The organism is Bradyrhizobium sp. MI1.3 (genome assembly GCF_055811695.1).
In genome coordinates, this window is record NZ_JBVVPQ010000049.1 from 13517 (window position 1) to 31104 (window position 17588).

The window sequence follows — 17588 nt, forward strand, 5'->3', positions numbered from 1 at the left end:
CACCCCGGATCGACACGGAATCGAGTACGCCGGGACCTCATCCGTTTTATGACTGGTTCTTGGCAAAGCCGCGGCGCCGTGACTCAGTCGCGCCGCGTTTGGCGGCGCCGCACTTGAGATGGGACGCAAAGTCGCGCGCGATTACGTCGCGATTGGTGGATCGTTTCTCTGGATCGTTTGCGGACGGCCGTCCTCGTCGATCGAGACGTAAGTGAAATTGCCGTCGGTCACCAGGATCGGCTGGAGCTCCCTGCGCCGTAGCGCCCAGGCTTCGAGATGCACGGTCATCGAGGTGCGGCCCACGCGGACGAGATTGGCATAGACCGAAACGAGATCGCCGACATAGACCGCCTTGCGGAAATTCATCGCCTCGATGGCGACGGTCACCGTGCGCGACTTCGCGACCTTTGACGCAAACACGCCGCCGCCGACGTCCATTTGGCTGAGCAACCAGCCGCCGAAGATGTCGCCGTTTGCGTTGGTGTCGGCCGGCATCGCCAGCGTACGGATGCAGAGATCGCCGCCCGGCCCGGCATTGGCTTGTTCGTTCATGCCGCTCTCACTTGAAGATTGCTCACTTGAAGATTGCTCACTTGAAATTATCCCAGCCCGGATCCGGCGCAAAGCGCTCGCCGAATCTCCCGGCCAGCGCGCGCAAGGTGGATACGACATGATCGACGCCACGCGTGCGCGCATAATTCAGCGGACCGCCACGGAACGGTGCATAACCGGTGCCGAAGATCATGGCGCCGTCGACCATGTCGGCGTCATCGACGATACCCTCGCGAAGCGCCGCAACGCAGACATTGGACATCGGCAGCACCAGGCGGTCGATCATCTGGTCGGTGACGCGCGGACCGGTCTCGGGCAACGGCGCCTTCTCGGCCTTGCCGTCGCGCCAGACGTAAAAACCCTTGCCGGTCTTGCGGCCGAGTTCGCCCTTGGCGACCTTCTCCCGCAGCCAGGCCGGCGTCGGCGGCAGCAGATCGCCGAACTTGCTACGCAGCATGTCGCCGACGTCGAGACAAATGTCGAGCCCGACCTGGTCGGCCAGTTCGATCGGTCCCATCGGCATGCCGAACTGCTCCGCGGCGGCGTCGATCAGGCGCTGGTCGATCTTCTCGTCCAGCATCACCATCGCTTCCAGCATGTAGGGCGTCAGCGCGCGGTTGACGAGGAAGCCCGGCGAGCTCTTCACCGATAACGGCAGCCGATCGATCGCGCCGACGAAAGCGAGTGCCTCCTTCAGCACCTGCGTATCGTTACCGTCATGGCTGACGACTTCGACCAGTTGCAACCGCGACACCGGATTGAAGAAGTGAAGGCCCACCAGCCGCTCCGGCCGCGCCAGCATGGTGCGCAAATCCTGGAGCGGAATGCTCGAGGTGTTGGTCGCGAGAATCGCGCCCTGCTTCATTCGCGGCTCGAGGCCGGCATAGACCTTCTGCTTGAGTTCGAGCTTCTCCGGGACAGCCTCGATGATGAGATCGGCGTTGCGGACGCCCTCCCCGTCCATGTCGGGGATCAGGCGATCGAGCGCCTCGCGCACCTCGGTCGGCTTGCGGATGATCTTGCCGTAAAGTTCGGCGGCGCGCTTGACCGCGCCCGCAATCGGCTCTGCCTTCATGTCGGCGAGCGAGACGCGCAGCCCCTGCCCGGCGCACCAGGCCGCGATGTCGCCGCCCATGGCGCCAGCGCCGATGACGTGGACATGCTTGATCGTGTTGCCGCTCCCGGCCGCTTTCTTCATCTGCTCGCGCAGGAAGAACACGCGGATCAAATTCTGCGCGGTCGGCGTCACCATCAGCTTGGCGAACGAGGCCTGCTCTGCCCTGAGCATCGCGGCCTTGCTGCCGCCATGGGTCTCCCAGAGATCGATCAGCGCGTAAGGCGCAGGATAATGTTCGCGGGACGCGGCCTTCGCCGCCTCCGATCGCATCCGCCTGGCCAGCAGCCCGCGCACCGGACCGAAATTCGCCGCACGCGTTAGAAGGCCTGGCCGCGCCCGCTTGAGCCGGCCGAACAGTGCGTCCCTGACCGCATTGCGAACGTGGCGCTCTTGCGTCACCGTGTCGACGAGGCCGAGCGATCTGGCGCGGCGGGCATCGATGGTGCGGCCGGTCAGCATCAAGGCCATCGACTGGGTCGGATTGACCAGCGCGGTGAAACGCGCGGTACCGCCGAGACCGGGATGCAAGCCCAGCATCATCTCGGGGAAGCCGAAGCGCGCGCCGTCGACGGCGATGCGCGATTGACAGGCGAGCGCTACCTCGAGCCCGCCGCCGAGGCAGAAGCCGTGGATGACCGCAACCGTCGGCAGCTTCAGCGCTTCCAGATGATCGACCACCGCATGGGCGGCGCGGATCCGCGTCTCCACCATCCCGGCATCGCCGGCGCCACGGAATTCGTTGACATCGGCGCCGGCAATGAAGCCGGACGGCTTTGCGGAGCGCATCACGAGGCCCGCCGGACGCTCAGTCTCGATCGCCGCGAGCACGGCGTCGAACTCCTCCATCACGTCGGCGGACAGCGTATTGGCGCTGGCATCGGCACGGTCGAACAGCAGCCAGGCGACGCCGTCGGCATCGCGCGTCAGCTTGAAGTTCTTGTAGGGACTGTCTGACGCCGGCTGGGGCCCGAGCGAGAGCATGCGATCGCCGAGCGCAGTCATGATCCTGGAATCCATGGTCACACCGCCTCGATCAGCATGGCACCGCCGAGCCCGCCGCCGATGCATTCGGTGGCAACGCCACGCCGCGTGCCGAGCCGCTTCATCGTGTTGACGAGATGCAGCACGATGCGATTGCCGGAGGTGCCGACGGGATGCCCAAGCGAGATAGCGCCGCCGTCGACATTGAGTTTTTCGCGGTCGATCTCGCCGGCGGCGCCGTCCAGCCCCAAAATCTCGCGGCAGAATTTGTCGTCATTCCAGGCGGCGAGACAGCCGAGCACTTGGGTGGCGAAGGCCTCGTTGAGCTCCCAGGTCTGGATGTCCTGGATGGTGAGATCGTTGCGCTTCAGTAGCGGCGTCACCGACATCACAGGACCAAGACCCATGATAGCAGGATCAAGTGCGGCCCAGTTGCTGTCGACGATGACAGCCTTCGGCGTCAGCTTGTACTTGGCGACCGCGTCGTCGGAAGCCAGGATCACCCAGGACGCGCCGTCGGTGATCTGCGAGGAATTGCCGGCAGTGACCTGGCCCCAGGGACGCTCGAACACCGGCCTCAGTTTCGCGAGCGTCTCGGCTGTCGAGTCCGGACGCACGCCATCATCATGGTCGAAGAATTTTCCGTCGCGGGAGAACGCGGTTTCGACTTCGCCCTTGAGAAAACCTTCCGCCTGCGCATGCGCGAGCCGGCGATGGCTCTCGGCGGCATAGGAATCGGACTGCGCGCGGGTGATGTCGAAGAGATGGCCGACGACTTCGGCGGTCTGGCCCATGTTCAGGTCGGTAATGGGATCGGTCAGCCCGCGCTCAAGGCCGATGATCGGCTTGAGATAGCGCGGCCGCAGCTTGAAGGCCGCGGCAAGCTTCGCGGCGACGCCCTTGGCGGTGGCGAGCCCGGCAAACCAGCGCACGCCGGAATTCGGCCACACCAGCGGCGCGTGGCTCAGGGCCTCGGTGCCGCCGGCGAGGATCATGTCGGCATGGCCCTCGCGGATGTAGCGATAGGCGGTGTCGATCGACTGCATGCCGGAGCCGCAATTGATCTGCACGGTAAAGGCGACCATGTCCTCGCCCATGCCGAGCCGGAGTGCTGCGACGCGGGCCGGGTTCATTTCGTCAGCGATCACGTTGACGCAGCCGAGGATGACCTGGTCGAAGGTATCAGGCGAAAACGGCTGGCGCGCCAGCAGCGGCCGGCCGCATTGCACGGCGAGATCGACCGGCGTGAACGGCCCCGGCCCCGAGCGCGCCTTCAGAAACGGCGTGCGGCTGCCGTCGACGATGAAAACCGGTCGTGCCATCAGCTCGCCGCCCTCTGTTCACCGAGTTCTTGGAAGAACTGATGCACGTCGCCGGTTTTCTTGTAAATCGGCGACAGCGCCTCCGGCGCAAAATCGTCGACCTCTATCACCTTTGTCACCGCTTCGCGGGCCGCGGCCAGCTGCTCGCCCTCGGCCTGCGTGATCACACCCTTGGCGACCGCATCCTTCCAGTCGCTCAGATGCGCCGCGCGCATGCGCCTGGCGATGGCGTCCGTGGCCGCGACCAGGTTGAACGCGCGCTCCAGCCGGGCGAAGCCGCCATCGTCATCGACATAAGCGAGATCGGGCGTGAGGCGGTCGCGCGCTGCCGACGGCTCCAGCACGAGGCTCGCGCATTGATGCACGACCCGGTCGGAGGGACCCAGCACGCGAGCGCCGAAGGGCTGGACCACGAACTTGAGGATGCCTGCGACGAAGCGGTTCGGCAGATTGGCGAGAATCTCAGCAAGCCGGTTTTCGATGGTCCGAAAGCCCGTCGCCATGCACCATTCGAGCGCGGCAAAATCCTCCTTCTGCCGGCCCTCGTCCTGCCAGCGTTTGAGCGCGGCAGAGAGCAGATACAGCTCGGACAGGATGTCGCCGAAGCGTGCCGACAGCATCTCCTTGCGCTTGAGCGCGCCGCCGAGCGTCAGCAGCGCCATATCGGCGCAGAGGGCAAAGGCCGCCGAGTAGCGCGAGAGCTGACGATAGAAGGGCCTGGCGTCACCCGCATCGGGTGCAAGCGCGAAGACACCAAAGCTCCAGCTCCGGCCGAACGCGCGCAAGAGTGTCTCGAAGCTGTGGCCGACATGCTTCCAGAACACCTTGTCGAAGGCGGTGAGCCCGCGCTCGCGATCGGCATCGGCAAGCGCATTCATCTCGTCGAGCAAATAGGGATGGGCGCGGATGGCGCCCTGTCCGAACACGATGAGATTACGGGTGAGGATATTGGCGCCCTCGACGGTGATGCCGACGGGGACGGCACGGTGGAGATTGCCGAGATAGTTTTGCGGACCGTCGATCACGGCCTTGCCGCCATGGATGTCCATGGCGTCGTCGACCGCGGTGCGCATCCGCTCGGTTGCGTGCAGCTTCATGATGCCCGAGATGACGGCGGGATGGATGCCGGCATTCAGCGCGGCGCAGGTCAACCGTCGCGCCGCGTCGAGCTGATAGGCGGTCGCGACGATGCGCGCGAGCGGCTCCTCGACGCCCTCGAACTTGGAGATGGAAATGCCGAACTGCTCGCGGATGCGGGCATAGGCGCCGGTGGTGCGCGCGGCATAGGCGGCGCCGGCGGCGGAGAGCGACGGCAACGAGATGCCGCGGCCGGCGGCGAGCGCCGTCATCAGCATCTTCCAGCCCTGCCCCAGCCGCGCCTGGCCCCCGATGACGTAATCGAGCGGAATGAAAACGTCGCGGCCCCAATTCGGGCCGTTCTGGAACACCTGCATCGACGGCAGATGGCGTTTGCCGATTTCCACGCCGGGAAGGTTGGTCGGGATCAGCGCCACGCTGATGCCGAGCTCTTCCTGATCGCCGACGAGATGATCGGGGTCATAGGCCTTGAAGGCGAGGCCAAGCAGCGTCGCGACGGGACCGAGCGTGATGTAGCGCTTGTGCCAGTTGAGCTTCAGGCCCAGCACCTCCTGGCCCTCGAAGGTGCCCTTGCAGATGATGCCGGTGTCGACCATCGAGGCGGCGTCGGAGCCGGCCTCCGGGCTGGTGAGGCCGAAGCAGGGAATGTCGCGGCCGTCGGCAAGACGCGGCAGCCAGCGCTGCTGCTGCTCCTTGGTGCCGAAGTGCATCAGGAGTTCGCCGGGGCCGAGCGAGTTCGGCACCATCACCGTCACCGCGGCGGCAATCGAGCGGGTCGAGATCTTGCGCACCACTTCCGAATGCGCATATGGCGAGAAGCCGAGGCCGCCGAACTCCTTCGGAATGATCATGCCGAAGAATTTCTCGCGCTTGATGAAGTGCCACACGTCGGGCGGCAGGTCGCGCCATTCCCAAAAGATCTTCCACTCGTCGAGCAAGGCGCAGAGCTCATCGACCGGGCCGTTGAGGAAGGCCTGCTCCTCTTCGGTCAGCGTTGCCTGCGGAATCTTCAGCAGCTTCGACCAATCAGGGTTGCCGGTGAAGAGATCGGCGTCCCACCAGACGTCGCCGGCCTCCAGCGCCTCGCGCTCGGTGTCCGACATCGCCGGCAGCACGCCGCGCGCCCAGGAGAAGATCGGCTTGGTCAGGGTGTCGCGGCGGAAGCTCATGGCGGACCTCATGCATCGGCGCGGTGATGGGCATTTTAGCGGAAAGTGGCCGGCGGAGGTGAACACTTCACCTGCGAAAAGACGCGAATTGACGCGGCCGGGCAGCCGCCCAAGGGCCATAACGGCCGAGGCGTGGTGGCAGTTCCGGGAGGGATGTCATTCCCGGGCGCGCGAAGCGCGAGCCCGGAATCCATGGTGCGGCAGCGCTGGTCCATGAATGGATTCCAGGTTCGCGCCTAACGGCGCGCTCCGGAATGACGGGATGGAGAGAGAGGCGCCTAATCCGGCCGCACCATCTCGAACATGTTTTCCGGCTTGATCTCGAAATAATCCCCGCTGCGGCCGGCCCGGACGATCGGGCGGGCGGCGGCGGTCTGGTAGACGCCGTCCTTGATCATGGCCTTGTCGATGTGGACGGCAACGACCTCGCCGAGCGTCAGCCAGGCATTGGCTTCCTTGCCGTTGGCGCCCTTGAGCCGGACGATGTCGGACACCTTGCACTCGAAGGCGACGGGACTCTCGCCGACGCGCGGCACGTTGACGAGCCTGCCGGGCACAGCGGTGAGGCCGGCAACCTCGAACTCGTCGACCTCAGGGCCGACGTGCGCGGCAGTCGCGTTCATGTGCCTGGCCAGGTCCATGGTGGCCAGATTCCAGACGAACTCGCCGGTCTGCTGGATATTCTCGACCGTGTCCTTCCAGTTGGTGGAGGAGAAGCCGATGATCGGAGGCACATAGCAGAATGCGTTGAAGAAGCTGTAGGGCGCGAGGTTGACGTGGCCCTTGGTGTCGCGCGACGAAATCCAGCCGATCGGCCGCGGCGCGACGATGGCGTTGAAGGGATCGTGCTTGAGGCCGTGGCCCTTGGCGGGCTCGTAGAAGTGCAGGTCTTTGTCGGTCACGCGCTGTTTTCCTGGTCCTTGTAGCCCGGATGGAGCGAAGCGTAATCCGGGGCCGCAGCACAACGCTGAACCATCCCGGATTGCGCTTTGCTCCATCCGGGCTACGTCGGCCTGCTTATAGGAGGAAATCCGTCGCCGCGTCAGTGGCGCGGGGACAATCCCGCGATGACGAAATCGATCATCTGGTCGATCGTCGGGCCCGGCTTCGTGGCGCACTGGGCGATCATCTGGGGGTGGAAAAAACGCATCATCGCGGTGCAGGCGCAGAGCGCGGCCAGTTGCAGGTCCGGCGCCTCGAACTCGCCGGACGCCACGCCTTGCGCGATCATCTGGCCGATGACCCCGGCAATACACTCCATGTGGTTGACGCAGACGTCCCAGTCCTCCTGCATCGCGATCTCGACCATCTCGTGCAGCTTATTGTCGCCGACATAGCGTTCGGTGTTCATGCGATTGATGGTGGTGAGCAGCTCGCGGAAGCGCGGCGTTACCGGACCGGGCCTCGCCACGATCCGCTGCGCTTCCAGCTCGACCTCGCCCATCAGTGAGCGGGCCACCGCCTGATGAATCGCCTTCTTCGATTCGAAGAAGCGATAGACGTTGGCGGGGCTCATCTTGAGCTCCTTGGCGATGTCCCCGACCGTGGTCTTGAGATAGCCGATCTGGCGGAACAGCCGCTCGGCCACCTCGAGAATACGATCCCGGGTGTCGCCTTCGATATGTTCCGAAACCAGTGTCATCTGTCAGGACTCATCAATCAGCAGTTCATCTTCACTTATTCAGCCGCCTCAGCAAGCGGAATTGCGTTCTGGTCATCGCTCCCATGCTGCGGCGCGGCAGGTTGCTCGGGGGTGCCCGCCTCGTCCAGGCTCTTGCGGAACCAGAGGGCGTAGAGGCCCGGCAGGTACAGCAGCGTGAGGAAGGTCGCAACGAACAATCCGCCCATGATGGTGATCGCCATCGGCCCCCAGAACGCCGAGCGCGACAGCGGGATCATGGCGAGGATGGCGGCAAGCGCCGTCAGCACCACCGGACGGGCCCGGCGGACAGTCGCCTCCACGATCGCCTCACGGCGGGTCAGGCCATGCGAAACGTCGGTCTCGATCTGATCCACGAGGATGACCGCGTTACGCATGATCATGCCGGCAAGCGCGATCAGGCCGAGCAGCGCCACGAAGCCGAACGGGGCGTTGGCGAGGTTGAGCCCGAAGGAGGCGCCGACAATGCCGAGCGGTGCGGTCAGGAACACCAGGATCAGGCGCGAGAAGCTCTGCAGCTGGAACATCAGCAGCGTCAGCATCACCATGACCATCAGCGGGAAGAGAATGAAGATCGAGGCGTTGCCCTTGGCGGATTCCTCGAACGCGCCGCCCGCCTCGATGCGGTAGGCCGGCTCGAGGTTGTCCTTGATTGCCTTCAGCTTCGGCGCGATCTGGCCGGTGACGTCGGGCGCCTGCACGCCGTCGACGACGTCGGAACGCACGGTGATCGCCATGTCGCGGTTACGCCGCCACATGATCGGCTCCTCGTGGGCATACTCGATCTTGGCGATCTGCTGCAGCGGCACGGCCACGCCGTTACGCGAGGTGATGGTGAGATCGCCGACAGCGCCGAGGTCGAGCCGTTCGGACGAGACGGCGCGCGCGACCACGCCGACCTTCTCGATGCCGTCGCGCACGGTCGTCACCTGTGAGCCCGAGATCAGCATCGACAGCGCCTGCGACACGTCCTGCGGGGTCAGCCCCATGGCGCGGGCGCGATCCTGGTCGACGACGAGCTTGAGGTAAGGGGACTGCTCGTTCCAGTCGAGCTGGACATCCTTGACACTCTTGTTCTGCCGCATGACGTCGCGGACCTGGTAGGCGATCTCGCGCACCTTGTTGGCATCGGGGCCGATGACGCGAAACTGCACGGGGAAGCCAACGGGGGGACCGAAATTGAAGCGGTCGACGCGCACGCGGGCCTCGTTGAGCGCGCCGTCGGCAACGGCGTTTTCAAGCTTGGCCTTGATGCGCTCGCGCGCCTCGACGCCCTTTGCGACGATGACGATTTCGGCAAAAGCCTCGTTCGGAAGCTGCGGATTGAGGCCGAGCCAGAAGCGCGGCGAGCCCTGCCCGACATACGCCGTGTAGGTCTCGATGTCCTTGTCGTCCTTGAGCATGGTCTCGGCCTTCTTCACCGCCTTTTCCGTGACGTTGAAGGCGGTGCCCTCGGGCAGGCGAAGCTGGAGGAACAGCTCGGGGCGCTCGGACAGCGGGAAGAACTGCTGCTGGACGTGGCCGAAGCCGACGATCGAGGCGATGAAGACGCCGACGGTCGCGGCCACCACCGTGATGCGGTGGTTGACGCACCACTGCACGATGGCGCGCAGGCCGCGATACATGCGGGTCTCGTAGACCGCGTGCGGATCGTGATTGTGGTGCACCTTGATGTTGGGCAGCAGCATGACGCCGATATAGGGCGTGAAGATCACCGCCACGAACCAGGACGCGACCAGCGCGATCGCCACGATCCAGAAGATGCTGCCGGCATATTCGCCGACCGCGGAATTGGCAAAGCCGATGGGGAGGAAGCCAGCGGCCGTGACCAGCGTTCCCGTGAGCATCGGAAACGCAGTGGATTCCCAGGCAAAGGACGCCGCACGCATGCGGTCCCAGCCCTGCTCCATCTTCACCACCATCATCTCGACGGCGATGATGGCGTCATCCACCAACAGGCCCAGCGCGATGATCAGCGCACCGAGCGTGATGCGGTGCAGGTCGAGCGACATGGTGTTCATGACGACGAAGACGATGCCGAGCACCAGCGGCACCGACAACGCGACCACGATGCCGGTGCGCCAGCCGAGTGCCAGGAACGACACGAACAGCACGATGACGAGGGCTTCCATGAAGGAGTGCACGAATTCGCTGACGGCGTGCTCGACCACCTTGGGCTGGTCGGCGATCAGCTTGATGTCGACGCCCTGCGGCACCGCCTTCATGAATTCAGCCGTCGCCTTCTCGACCTCCTTGCCGAGATCGAGGATGTTGGCGCCCTTGGCGGTGACGACGCCGATGCCGATCGCGGCCTTGCCTTCCTGGCGCACGATGAAGCTCGGCGGGTCGACGTAACCATGGGTGACGGTGGCGATGTCGCCGAGACGGAACACGCGGCCGTTGCTCTCGACCGGAGTCTCCGCGACGGCCTTGGCGCCGTCGAGCGCACCGGTGACGCGCAGCGGCACGCGCTGCGACGAGGTCTCGACCGTGCCGGCCGGCGTCACGTTGTTCTGCTTGGCGAGCGAATCGAACAGCGCCTGCGGCGTGATGCCGAGGGTGGCGAGCTTGGCATGGCTGAATTCGACGAAGATGCGCTCATCCTGGTTGCCGTAGACGTCGACCTTGGTCACGCCCGGCACCTTCAGGAGGCGCTGACGGAAACCCTCCGAGACCTTCTTGAGCTGGGCGTAGTCGGCGCCGTCGCCGGTCATCATGTAGAGGATGGAATCGACGTCGGAGAACTCGTCGTTGACCACGGGTCCGAGAATCCCTGCGGGCAACTGGCCCTGCACGTCGGCCAGCTTCTTGCGCAGCAGATAGAAGAGATACGGAACGTCCTTCGGCGGCGTGGAGTCGCGGAAGGTGACCTGGAGCGCAGTGAAGCCGGGCTTGGAATAGGTCTGCACCTTCTCGAAGTAAGGCAGCTCCTGGATTTTCTTCTCGATGGGATCGGCGACCTGCGCCTGCATCTCCTGCGCGGTCGCGCCCGGCCACAGCACGGAGACGTTGACCACCTTCACCGTGAAGAACGGATCCTCGGCGCGGCCGAGCTTCTGATAGGAGAAGAACCCGGCGACGCCGAGAATGAGCATCAGGAACAGGATCAGCGTCGGATGGCTGACGGCCCAGGCCGAAAGATTGAAGCGCTTCATCGCACTCTCCAAAGATGATCCGGTTGCAAAAAACGACAGCCACTCTGTTCGAACCGTCGTCGCGAGGCAGCGAAGCAATCCAGGGGGCTGGGCAGGTTCTGGATCGCTTCGCCGCTTCAGCCAAAGCATTTGCGCTCGGGCCGAAACTCACCTCACACGACGCAACTCGTAAACGAGACTTAAAAGGACAGTGACGACACGATCCGCACCCGCTGGCCCGGATCGAGCTTCTGCACACCCAGAGCAACGATCTTGGCGCCCTCGTCGACACCGCCGGTGATGACGACGTCGTTGCTCTCGTAGGACTTCACCGTCACCGGCTTCAGCGTGACCCCGCCGTTGTCGTCGACGACGTAGAAGGACGGTTTGCCGCCTTCGTTGAACAGTGCCGACAGCGGCAGCCGCGCAACGCGCTCGGTCGCAGCGTCCGACAGCGTCAGCGTCGCAGTCATGCCGAGCGAGACCTTGTCGTCGGCCTCGGGCAGCGAGAACTTTGCCAGATAGGTGCGCGTCGCAGGATCCGCGGTGGGCGCGATCTCGCGCAGCTTGGCCGTATATTTCTTGCCCGGCTCCGACCAAAGAGTGACGCTGGCGGCGCCCGATTTGGCACGTCCGACCAGCGTCTCAGGGATCGCGACGACCGCTTCCTTCTCGGCAAAGCGGGCGACACGGATCGAAGCCTGGCCCGCGGCGACCACCTGGCCGGGCTCGATCAGCGTTGCGGTGACGACGCCGCGGGCGTCGGCGTTGAGCGTCGCGTAGGAAAGGGAATTGTTGGTCAGTTCGACCGAGCGCTCGGCCCGGTTCAGGCGGGCACGCGCCTCGTCGGCGGCGGCGCGGCTCGAATCCAGCTGCGCGTCGGTGGTCCAGCCCTTGGCCTTCAAATCCTTGGCGCGCTGCTCGGCGGCGGCGGCCTGGGCCAGCACGCCGGTCGCAGCGGTCTGCTCGGCGACGGCTTGCTCGGCCTGGAGCTTCAGATCGACCTCATCGAGGACCGCGAGCGGCTGGCCGATTTCGACGGTCTGGCCGACTTCGACCAGACGCTTGGCGACCTTGCCGGCGACCCGAAAGCCCAGATCGCTCTCGATCCGCGGCCTAATGGTGCCAACGAAGCTGCGCTCGGGCTTTTCGGCATCATAATGGGCGGTGGCGACAAGAACCGGCCGCGGCGGCTCGGCCTTTTCAGCGACGGTGTCATTGCACCCAGCGAGGGCGGCAGCCATCAGCGCCAGCGAAACACCGGCCAAGAGCCTCGAATAGCTGGACAAAACGGATCGGACGAACATCGGAGGACACTCCCTCGGCTGCAATGAGAGGAATGTCGACTAATCACTGATAAAAGTCAATAATCGTCAGTCATCAGGAATCTGTGATCGTTAAGAGGTGGTAACCTCCGCGGGCTGCCCCTGGCGGAAGCCTGGACTGTTCGAAGAAAGCGTCGCGCCGCAGGTCCCCCAGAGGGCCGCGTGGAAATAGGCCCTGGCTTTCGCGGAGGCGACATTTCGAGGCTATCGCCGCCCCTGCTCCGCGAACTCGTGCTTGCTTTCGTGACCGCCGATGAAGACCAGGATGCCGGCGATCAGCGGCAGCACCGCGAGCACGAGCAGTCCGGTCGAGGTCTGGCCGGTGGCTTCCTTGACCCAGCCGATCAGATAGGGCCCACCGAAGCCGGCGAGATTCCCGATCGAGTTGATCAAGGCGATGGCACCGGCCGCCGCCGTGCCGGAGAGCCAGGCGGTGGGCAAGGTCCAGAACACCCCGAAGCAGCAGAACACGCCGATCGCGGCCACCGTCAGCACCATCATCGTCAGGGTGGGGTCGGTGAGATAGGAGGAGACGCCGAGAGCGACGGCGGTGAGCAGCAACGGCGCGCCGACATGCATCACGCGCTCGCGCGTGGCATCGGAATGCCGTGCCCACAGGATCATCGCGATGGTGCCGAACAGATACGGGATGGCGGTGACGAAGCCGGTCTGGGCGTTGGTGAGGCCGAACGCCTTGACGATCTGCGGCAACCAGAACTGCATGCCATACAGCGCGCCAACGAAGCCGAAATAGACCAGGGCGAGCATGATCACCTTCGGTGAGGTCAGCGCCTCACTGAGCGACAAATGCTTCACCGCCTGCTTGGCCGCGATCTCGGAATCCAGCTTGGTCTTGAGCCAGGCCTTCTGCTCGGCCGAGAGCCAGTCCGCCTTCTCCGGCCTGTCGGTGAGATAGAACCAGGTGACGATGCCGAGCACCACCGAGGGAATGCCCTCGATGATGAACAGCCACTGCCAGCCCTTCAGGCCCATCGCGCCGTCGAGCCCGAGCAGCAGGCCGGAGACCGGCGCGCCGATCAAGGTAGAGACCGGCACGGCGATGGCGAAGGCCGCAAGGAAGCGGGCGCGATATTCGGCCGGATACCAATAGGTGAGATAGAGGATGATGCCGGGGAAGAAGCCGGCCTCGGCGACGCCGAGCAGGAAGCGCAGCACGTAGAAGCTCGTGACGCCGCTCGTGAGCGCCATCAGCGCCGAGATGATGCCCCAGGTCACCATGATGCGGGCGATCCAGCGGCTGGCGCCGAACTTCTCCAGCGCCAGATTGCTCGGCACCTCGAAGATGAAATAGCCGATGAAGAAGATGCCTGCGCCCCAGGAGAAGATCAGCGGCGTGAATTTCAGCTCGGCATTCATGGTCAGCGCGGCGAAACCGAGATTGACGCGATCGAGATAGGAGAAGAAGTAGGCCAGCACCAGGAACGGGATCAGTCGCCAGGAAATGGCGCGGATCGTCGAGGTCTCGATTTCCGACTTGGCTGCGCCGGTCGAACCGGCATAGGTCGTGGTCTGGCTCATGGCTTCCCCCGGGTTGTTGCTTTTATGGGCTGATCCGGGGTTTTGAGCATCGCCGCGAAAGAGTCAATGGAGCAAGCAATGCACGAGGCACAACCGGTCAAACCCATTGCACCGCTTCGGACATCGCTGATCCGCGCCGGTCTGGCGCTGGCGGTTATTGCCTGCGGACTCTCGCTGCGCTGGTACGGCTTTCCGATCGGCCTGCCGGCCTTCGTGGTGAAGTACGGCGGCTCGCTGCTATGGGCAACGATGGTGTTTCTGCTGGTCGGCGTTTTGCTGCCGCGGCTGCCACGGGCGCAGATCGCAGCCATCGCAATCGCGATAGCGGTCGTGGTCGAATTCTCCCGGCTGGTGCACATGCCCTGGCTCGACGCGTTCCGGCTGACCACGGCCGGGGCGCTGCTGCTCGGGCGCATCTTCTCGCCATGGAATTTGCTGGCGTATGCGGTTGGGATTGCGTTCGGCGTTTGGATTGATCGGCTCGCCAGGGTGCGGACGGTGGGTTAGCGCAGCGTAACCCACCACTGTTTGTCTCCGCGGAAGTGAAAGAGGTGGATTACGCTTCGCTAATCCACCCTACAGACCGACGAGGGCGCATTTCACTCCGCCAATTGAAACTTCTCAAACCGATCGAGCTCCTCCTCGATCTTTTGCTTGAGCTCCTTGCGCCCCGCGGTCTTCTTTCCCTTGCCGACCCAGGTCCATTTCTGCATCAGAAGCTTCTTTGCCTGCCGGTCGGTCTTCAGATCGAGCGCGGCGACGATCTCGTCGCCGACCAGCACGGGCAGCGCGAAATAGCCGAGCTTGCGTTTGGCCTTCGGCACATAGGCCTCGAACAAATGGTTGTAGCCGAAGATGAGATTGGTGCGCTTGCGCTGGATGATCAGCGGATCGAACGGCGATAGGATGTGAACGAGATCAGGTGGCGCGCGCTCGCCCGGCTCGAGCGCAGCCGGCAGTGCCCAGTGCTGCTGCTTGCCGGCATCGTCGATGGCGACAGGCACGAGCTCGCCACGGCGGACGCGCGAGGCGATCAGGGCAGCCACCGCCGTCTTGCGCGGCGCGTCGAGATGGCAGACCGAATCGAGGCTCACGACACCTTGCGATCGCAGCGCGCGATCGAGCAGATAGGCCGTAATGTCCTTTGCCGACGCCGGCTTCGGCAGCTTGTCCCAGCCGAAATGGCGCGTCATCAGCTCATAGGTCTTGAGCATGCCCTGGCGCTCGCTGACGGTCACGGCGCCCGTATAGAAGGCGAGTTGCAACGCCCGCTTCGAGGGTTTTCGGCTTTGCCACAGATGCTCCTTCTCGGTGAGCACGTCGTCCTCGATGTCGCGGATCGTCAGCGGGCCGGCGCGCACCAGCCGCATCACCTTGCGCATGTCGGCAGGCTTCACCGAGGCGAACCATTTGTGCCCCTCACGGCGGTGCTCGCGCATCGCCGGCAGGAAGAAGCGGAAGTCGCCGGCCGGCACGTAAGAGAGCGCATGCGTCCAATATTCAAACACGCTCTTGTCGACGCTCTGGGCGTGGCGCAGATCGGCGCGGCGGTAGGACGGGATGCGGCTGAACAGGATGTGATGATGGCAGCGCTCGATCACGTTGATGGTATCGATCTGCACATAGCCGAGATGGGCGACCGCGTCGGAGACGGCTTGCGCGCCGTCACCGAACGGCGCGCGCTCGTCCAGCCGCTGGGCATGAAGCCAGATTTGCCGGGCCTGTGTCGTGGTGAGTGGAATCGGTTTGGGCGCGCGGGACATTGCGGAATGCAGTGTAGCGGGATTCGCATCCAGGCAAGAAGCCGATCAAGGAGCGGACAAGGAAAAACCGCCCTGCCATCTGCTGACAGCGCGGTCGGAAGGTGCGCTACCCGCGCCTACTTCATCGACATGGCCTTCTGCGCCTTCATGTAATGCATGCAGGCGCTTTTCATCTTGCCGTTGCTCATGTCGGTGTTGGCCATGGCCATTTCCTTGTTCATGGCCGTCTTGGCTGGCGTATCCGCCGTGCCGCCCATCATGGCGGCGGACTTCATCATATTATCGCTGGTGCACGCCATCATCGCGGCGGATGCAGGGGAAACGGCGAACGCGACCAAAGCTGCGGCTGTGAGCAATATTTTCATCGAAAGGTCTCCTCCGTAAAACGAAACCGGCGTCATACCGGCCTTCCCATTACGTATTCTCCGGCGAAGACGTTTCGGGGAGAAGAAAATCTTCTTGCTGCGGTGCGAAGGCGGAGCGCTCAGCGCCCGGCTTTCGGGGCTTTGGACCGGTCGCCAACGCTGCCTGTGGCGACATCGGGTTCGCACGAGGCCTTGCCGCGCTCCTCCGCCTGGCAGCGATAGACGTTGCCGGTGAGGCGATCGACCAGCCACATGTTCTCGTCGGTCGGCGCTTGAAGCCCGACATAGCGGGAGGTCAGCCCCGTGATCAGCGTCGACAGCAGGATCGCCACCGCGATCATCGCGGCCCCGATGTAAATGGGCATGGAATTCAGGGACACGGTCCGATCTGGCGGGCCACTGCGATAGAACTGATAATCACTTGGCCTCGGCACTGGCTGGAACTCGGCTCCCTTCGTTGCGCTTGTCGGAGGCTCCGCCCTAGGCGTCCATCTGGCCGAAAAATTGTCCGCAGACAGGCCATCACGCGACGGCTTTGCGACAATCGGTCAGCAGAGGTTTCCCTGAGTGAACCGGGGCCCCGAGTGGCACTTGGGCGCGGCGGTCCTCAGTGATGCGGATCACGACAGGACTGCGACGGCTCGAACGCTCGCGGGGCAGCGTGCGACCACTCTCTTCACGCGTCAGCGTCGGTCCTCGGAGTGGACCGCGGGTCGGCCCTCCATGAACCCGAAACCGCTTGAAATTCGCTGCCATGGCCCTGGAGGGCCCCGTTTCCACCGTGACCAAGATCACACCAGGGGTTTTGAACCTGCCCTATGCTTGCAGCATCAAATAGCCATCAGGCGTCACAACGAGGATACGACAATGACTAGTTTCAATAAGTCTTTTGCACTGAAGGCGATGACCCTCTCGGCACTTCTCTCGATGACGGCCGGCTTGGCTATGGCCGGCGACGGCAATGTCTCGACCAACCAGATCCTGGATGCATTGAAGCCGAAGGCGGCGACCCGCGGGCTGTCCGCAGGTCCGCAGGTCGATCCGGCGGCGCAGGCCAAGGAATCGACGTTTCTGAACACGGTGCGCAACCGCTCGACGCGGTCGCTGTCGACGGGCGAGCGCGAGCAGATTGCCGAGCTCGCCGCGACCAAGCCGAAGATCGATCTGGAGATCCAGTTCGACTACAACTCGGCCGACATTGCCAAGACGTCGGTGCCGTCGGTGCAGGCGCTCGGCAAGGCGCTGTCCGATCCCTCGCTGAAGGGCTCGACTTTCGTGGTCGCCGGCCACACCGATGCGGTCGGCACCGAGGGGTACAATCAGGGGCTCTCCGAGCGGCGGGCTGACACCATCAAGAAGTATTTGGTGCAGAACTACGGACTCACCGGCACCGATCTCGTCACCGTCGGCTACGGCAAGACCAAGCTGAAGGATGCCGCCAACGGCGCCGACCCGATCAACCGCCGCGTCCAGGTCGTGAACATGGACACCCAGACCGCGTCAAAGTAATTCCCAGGTCATCGCCCATAAAGGCGCCGCCTGTCGTTCCCCGGCAGGCGGCGA

14 protein-coding genes are annotated in these 17588 nt (G+C 64.2%); 2 read left to right on the forward strand and 12 right to left on the reverse strand.

All coding sequences use genetic code 11. From position 1 onward, the window contains the following. Positions 1 to 141 precede the first annotated feature (141 nt). From AC0L3A_RS28385 to AC0L3A_RS28425, 9 genes are all read right to left on the reverse strand, one after another. Positions 142 to 552: an acyl-CoA thioesterase gene (locus AC0L3A_RS28385; protein WP_007595177.1), complete on the reverse strand. Its 411-nt coding sequence runs from the start codon at positions 550 to 552 to the stop codon at positions 142 to 144. A gap of 37 nt (positions 553 to 589) precedes the next feature. Beyond that, on the reverse strand, positions 590 to 2686 hold the full coding sequence (locus AC0L3A_RS28390) for a 3-hydroxyacyl-CoA dehydrogenase NAD-binding domain-containing protein (protein WP_007595178.1): 2097 nt from the start codon (positions 2684 to 2686) through the stop codon (positions 590 to 592). Between the two features lie 2 nt (positions 2687 to 2688). Next, on the reverse strand, positions 2689 to 3972 hold the full coding sequence (locus AC0L3A_RS28395) for an acetyl-CoA C-acetyltransferase (RefSeq protein ID WP_473255541.1): 1284 nt from the start codon (positions 3970 to 3972) through the stop codon (positions 2689 to 2691). Beyond that, the gene (locus tag AC0L3A_RS28400) at positions 3972 to 6239 is read right to left on the reverse strand and encodes an acyl-CoA dehydrogenase (RefSeq protein WP_473255542.1); all 2268 of its coding nucleotides are present in this window, start codon (positions 6237 to 6239) and stop codon (positions 3972 to 3974) included. Before AC0L3A_RS28400 ends, AC0L3A_RS28395 begins: the two co-directional genes overlap by 1 nt. A 278-nt stretch (positions 6240 to 6517) precedes the next feature. Then, positions 6518 to 7141 (reverse strand): flavin reductase family protein, encoded by a 624-nt coding sequence (locus AC0L3A_RS28405; protein WP_007595183.1) that lies wholly within the window; start codon positions 7139 to 7141, stop codon positions 6518 to 6520. Between the two features lie 140 nt (positions 7142 to 7281). Then, positions 7282 to 7881: a TetR/AcrR family transcriptional regulator gene (locus tag AC0L3A_RS28410; protein ID WP_007595185.1), complete on the reverse strand. Its 600-nt coding sequence runs from the start codon at positions 7879 to 7881 to the stop codon at positions 7282 to 7284. Between the two features lie 35 nt (positions 7882 to 7916). Then, the gene (locus tag AC0L3A_RS28415) at positions 7917 to 11054 is read right to left on the reverse strand and encodes an efflux RND transporter permease subunit (RefSeq protein ID WP_007595187.1); all 3138 of its coding nucleotides are present in this window, start codon (positions 11052 to 11054) and stop codon (positions 7917 to 7919) included. Positions 11055 to 11233: 179 nt separating this feature from the next. Further along, complete coding sequence (locus AC0L3A_RS28420) at positions 11234 to 12340, reverse strand: efflux RND transporter periplasmic adaptor subunit (RefSeq protein WP_473255543.1); 1107 nt, start codon at positions 12338 to 12340, stop codon at positions 11234 to 11236. A 222-nt stretch (positions 12341 to 12562) separates the two neighbouring features. Continuing rightward, positions 12563 to 13897 (reverse strand): MFS transporter, encoded by a 1335-nt coding sequence (locus AC0L3A_RS28425; protein WP_007595191.1) that lies wholly within the window; start codon positions 13895 to 13897, stop codon positions 12563 to 12565. 78 nt (positions 13898 to 13975) lie between these two features. Between AC0L3A_RS28425 and AC0L3A_RS28430 the strand changes: the two genes are divergently transcribed. Further along, the gene (locus AC0L3A_RS28430; protein ID WP_007595193.1) at positions 13976 to 14404 is read left to right on the forward strand and encodes a ribosomal maturation YjgA family protein; all 429 of its coding nucleotides are present in this window, start codon (positions 13976 to 13978) and stop codon (positions 14402 to 14404) included. Between the two features lie 92 nt (positions 14405 to 14496). On the opposite strand, the gene AC0L3A_RS28435 is transcribed toward AC0L3A_RS28430, so the two are convergent. The 3 genes from AC0L3A_RS28435 to AC0L3A_RS28445 form a co-directional block, all read right to left on the reverse strand. Next, positions 14497 to 15660, reverse strand: a complete 1164-nt coding sequence (locus AC0L3A_RS28435; RefSeq protein WP_007595195.1) for a winged helix-turn-helix domain-containing protein — start codon at positions 15658 to 15660, stop codon at positions 14497 to 14499. Between the two features lie 116 nt (positions 15661 to 15776). Then, positions 15777 to 16025: a hypothetical protein gene (locus tag AC0L3A_RS28440; protein ID WP_007595197.1), complete on the reverse strand. Its 249-nt coding sequence runs from the start codon at positions 16023 to 16025 to the stop codon at positions 15777 to 15779. 119 nt (positions 16026 to 16144) lie between these two features. Next, entirely contained in the window at positions 16145 to 16390 is a 246-nt protein-coding gene (locus tag AC0L3A_RS28445) for a hypothetical protein (protein ID WP_018455000.1), read from the reverse strand. Between the two features lie 502 nt (positions 16391 to 16892). Here AC0L3A_RS28445 and AC0L3A_RS28450 point away from each other — a divergent pair. Next, positions 16893 to 17534 (forward strand): OmpA family protein, encoded by a 642-nt coding sequence (locus tag AC0L3A_RS28450; protein ID WP_007595207.1) that lies wholly within the window; start codon positions 16893 to 16895, stop codon positions 17532 to 17534. The last annotated feature ends 54 nt before the right edge of the window (positions 17535 to 17588 follow it).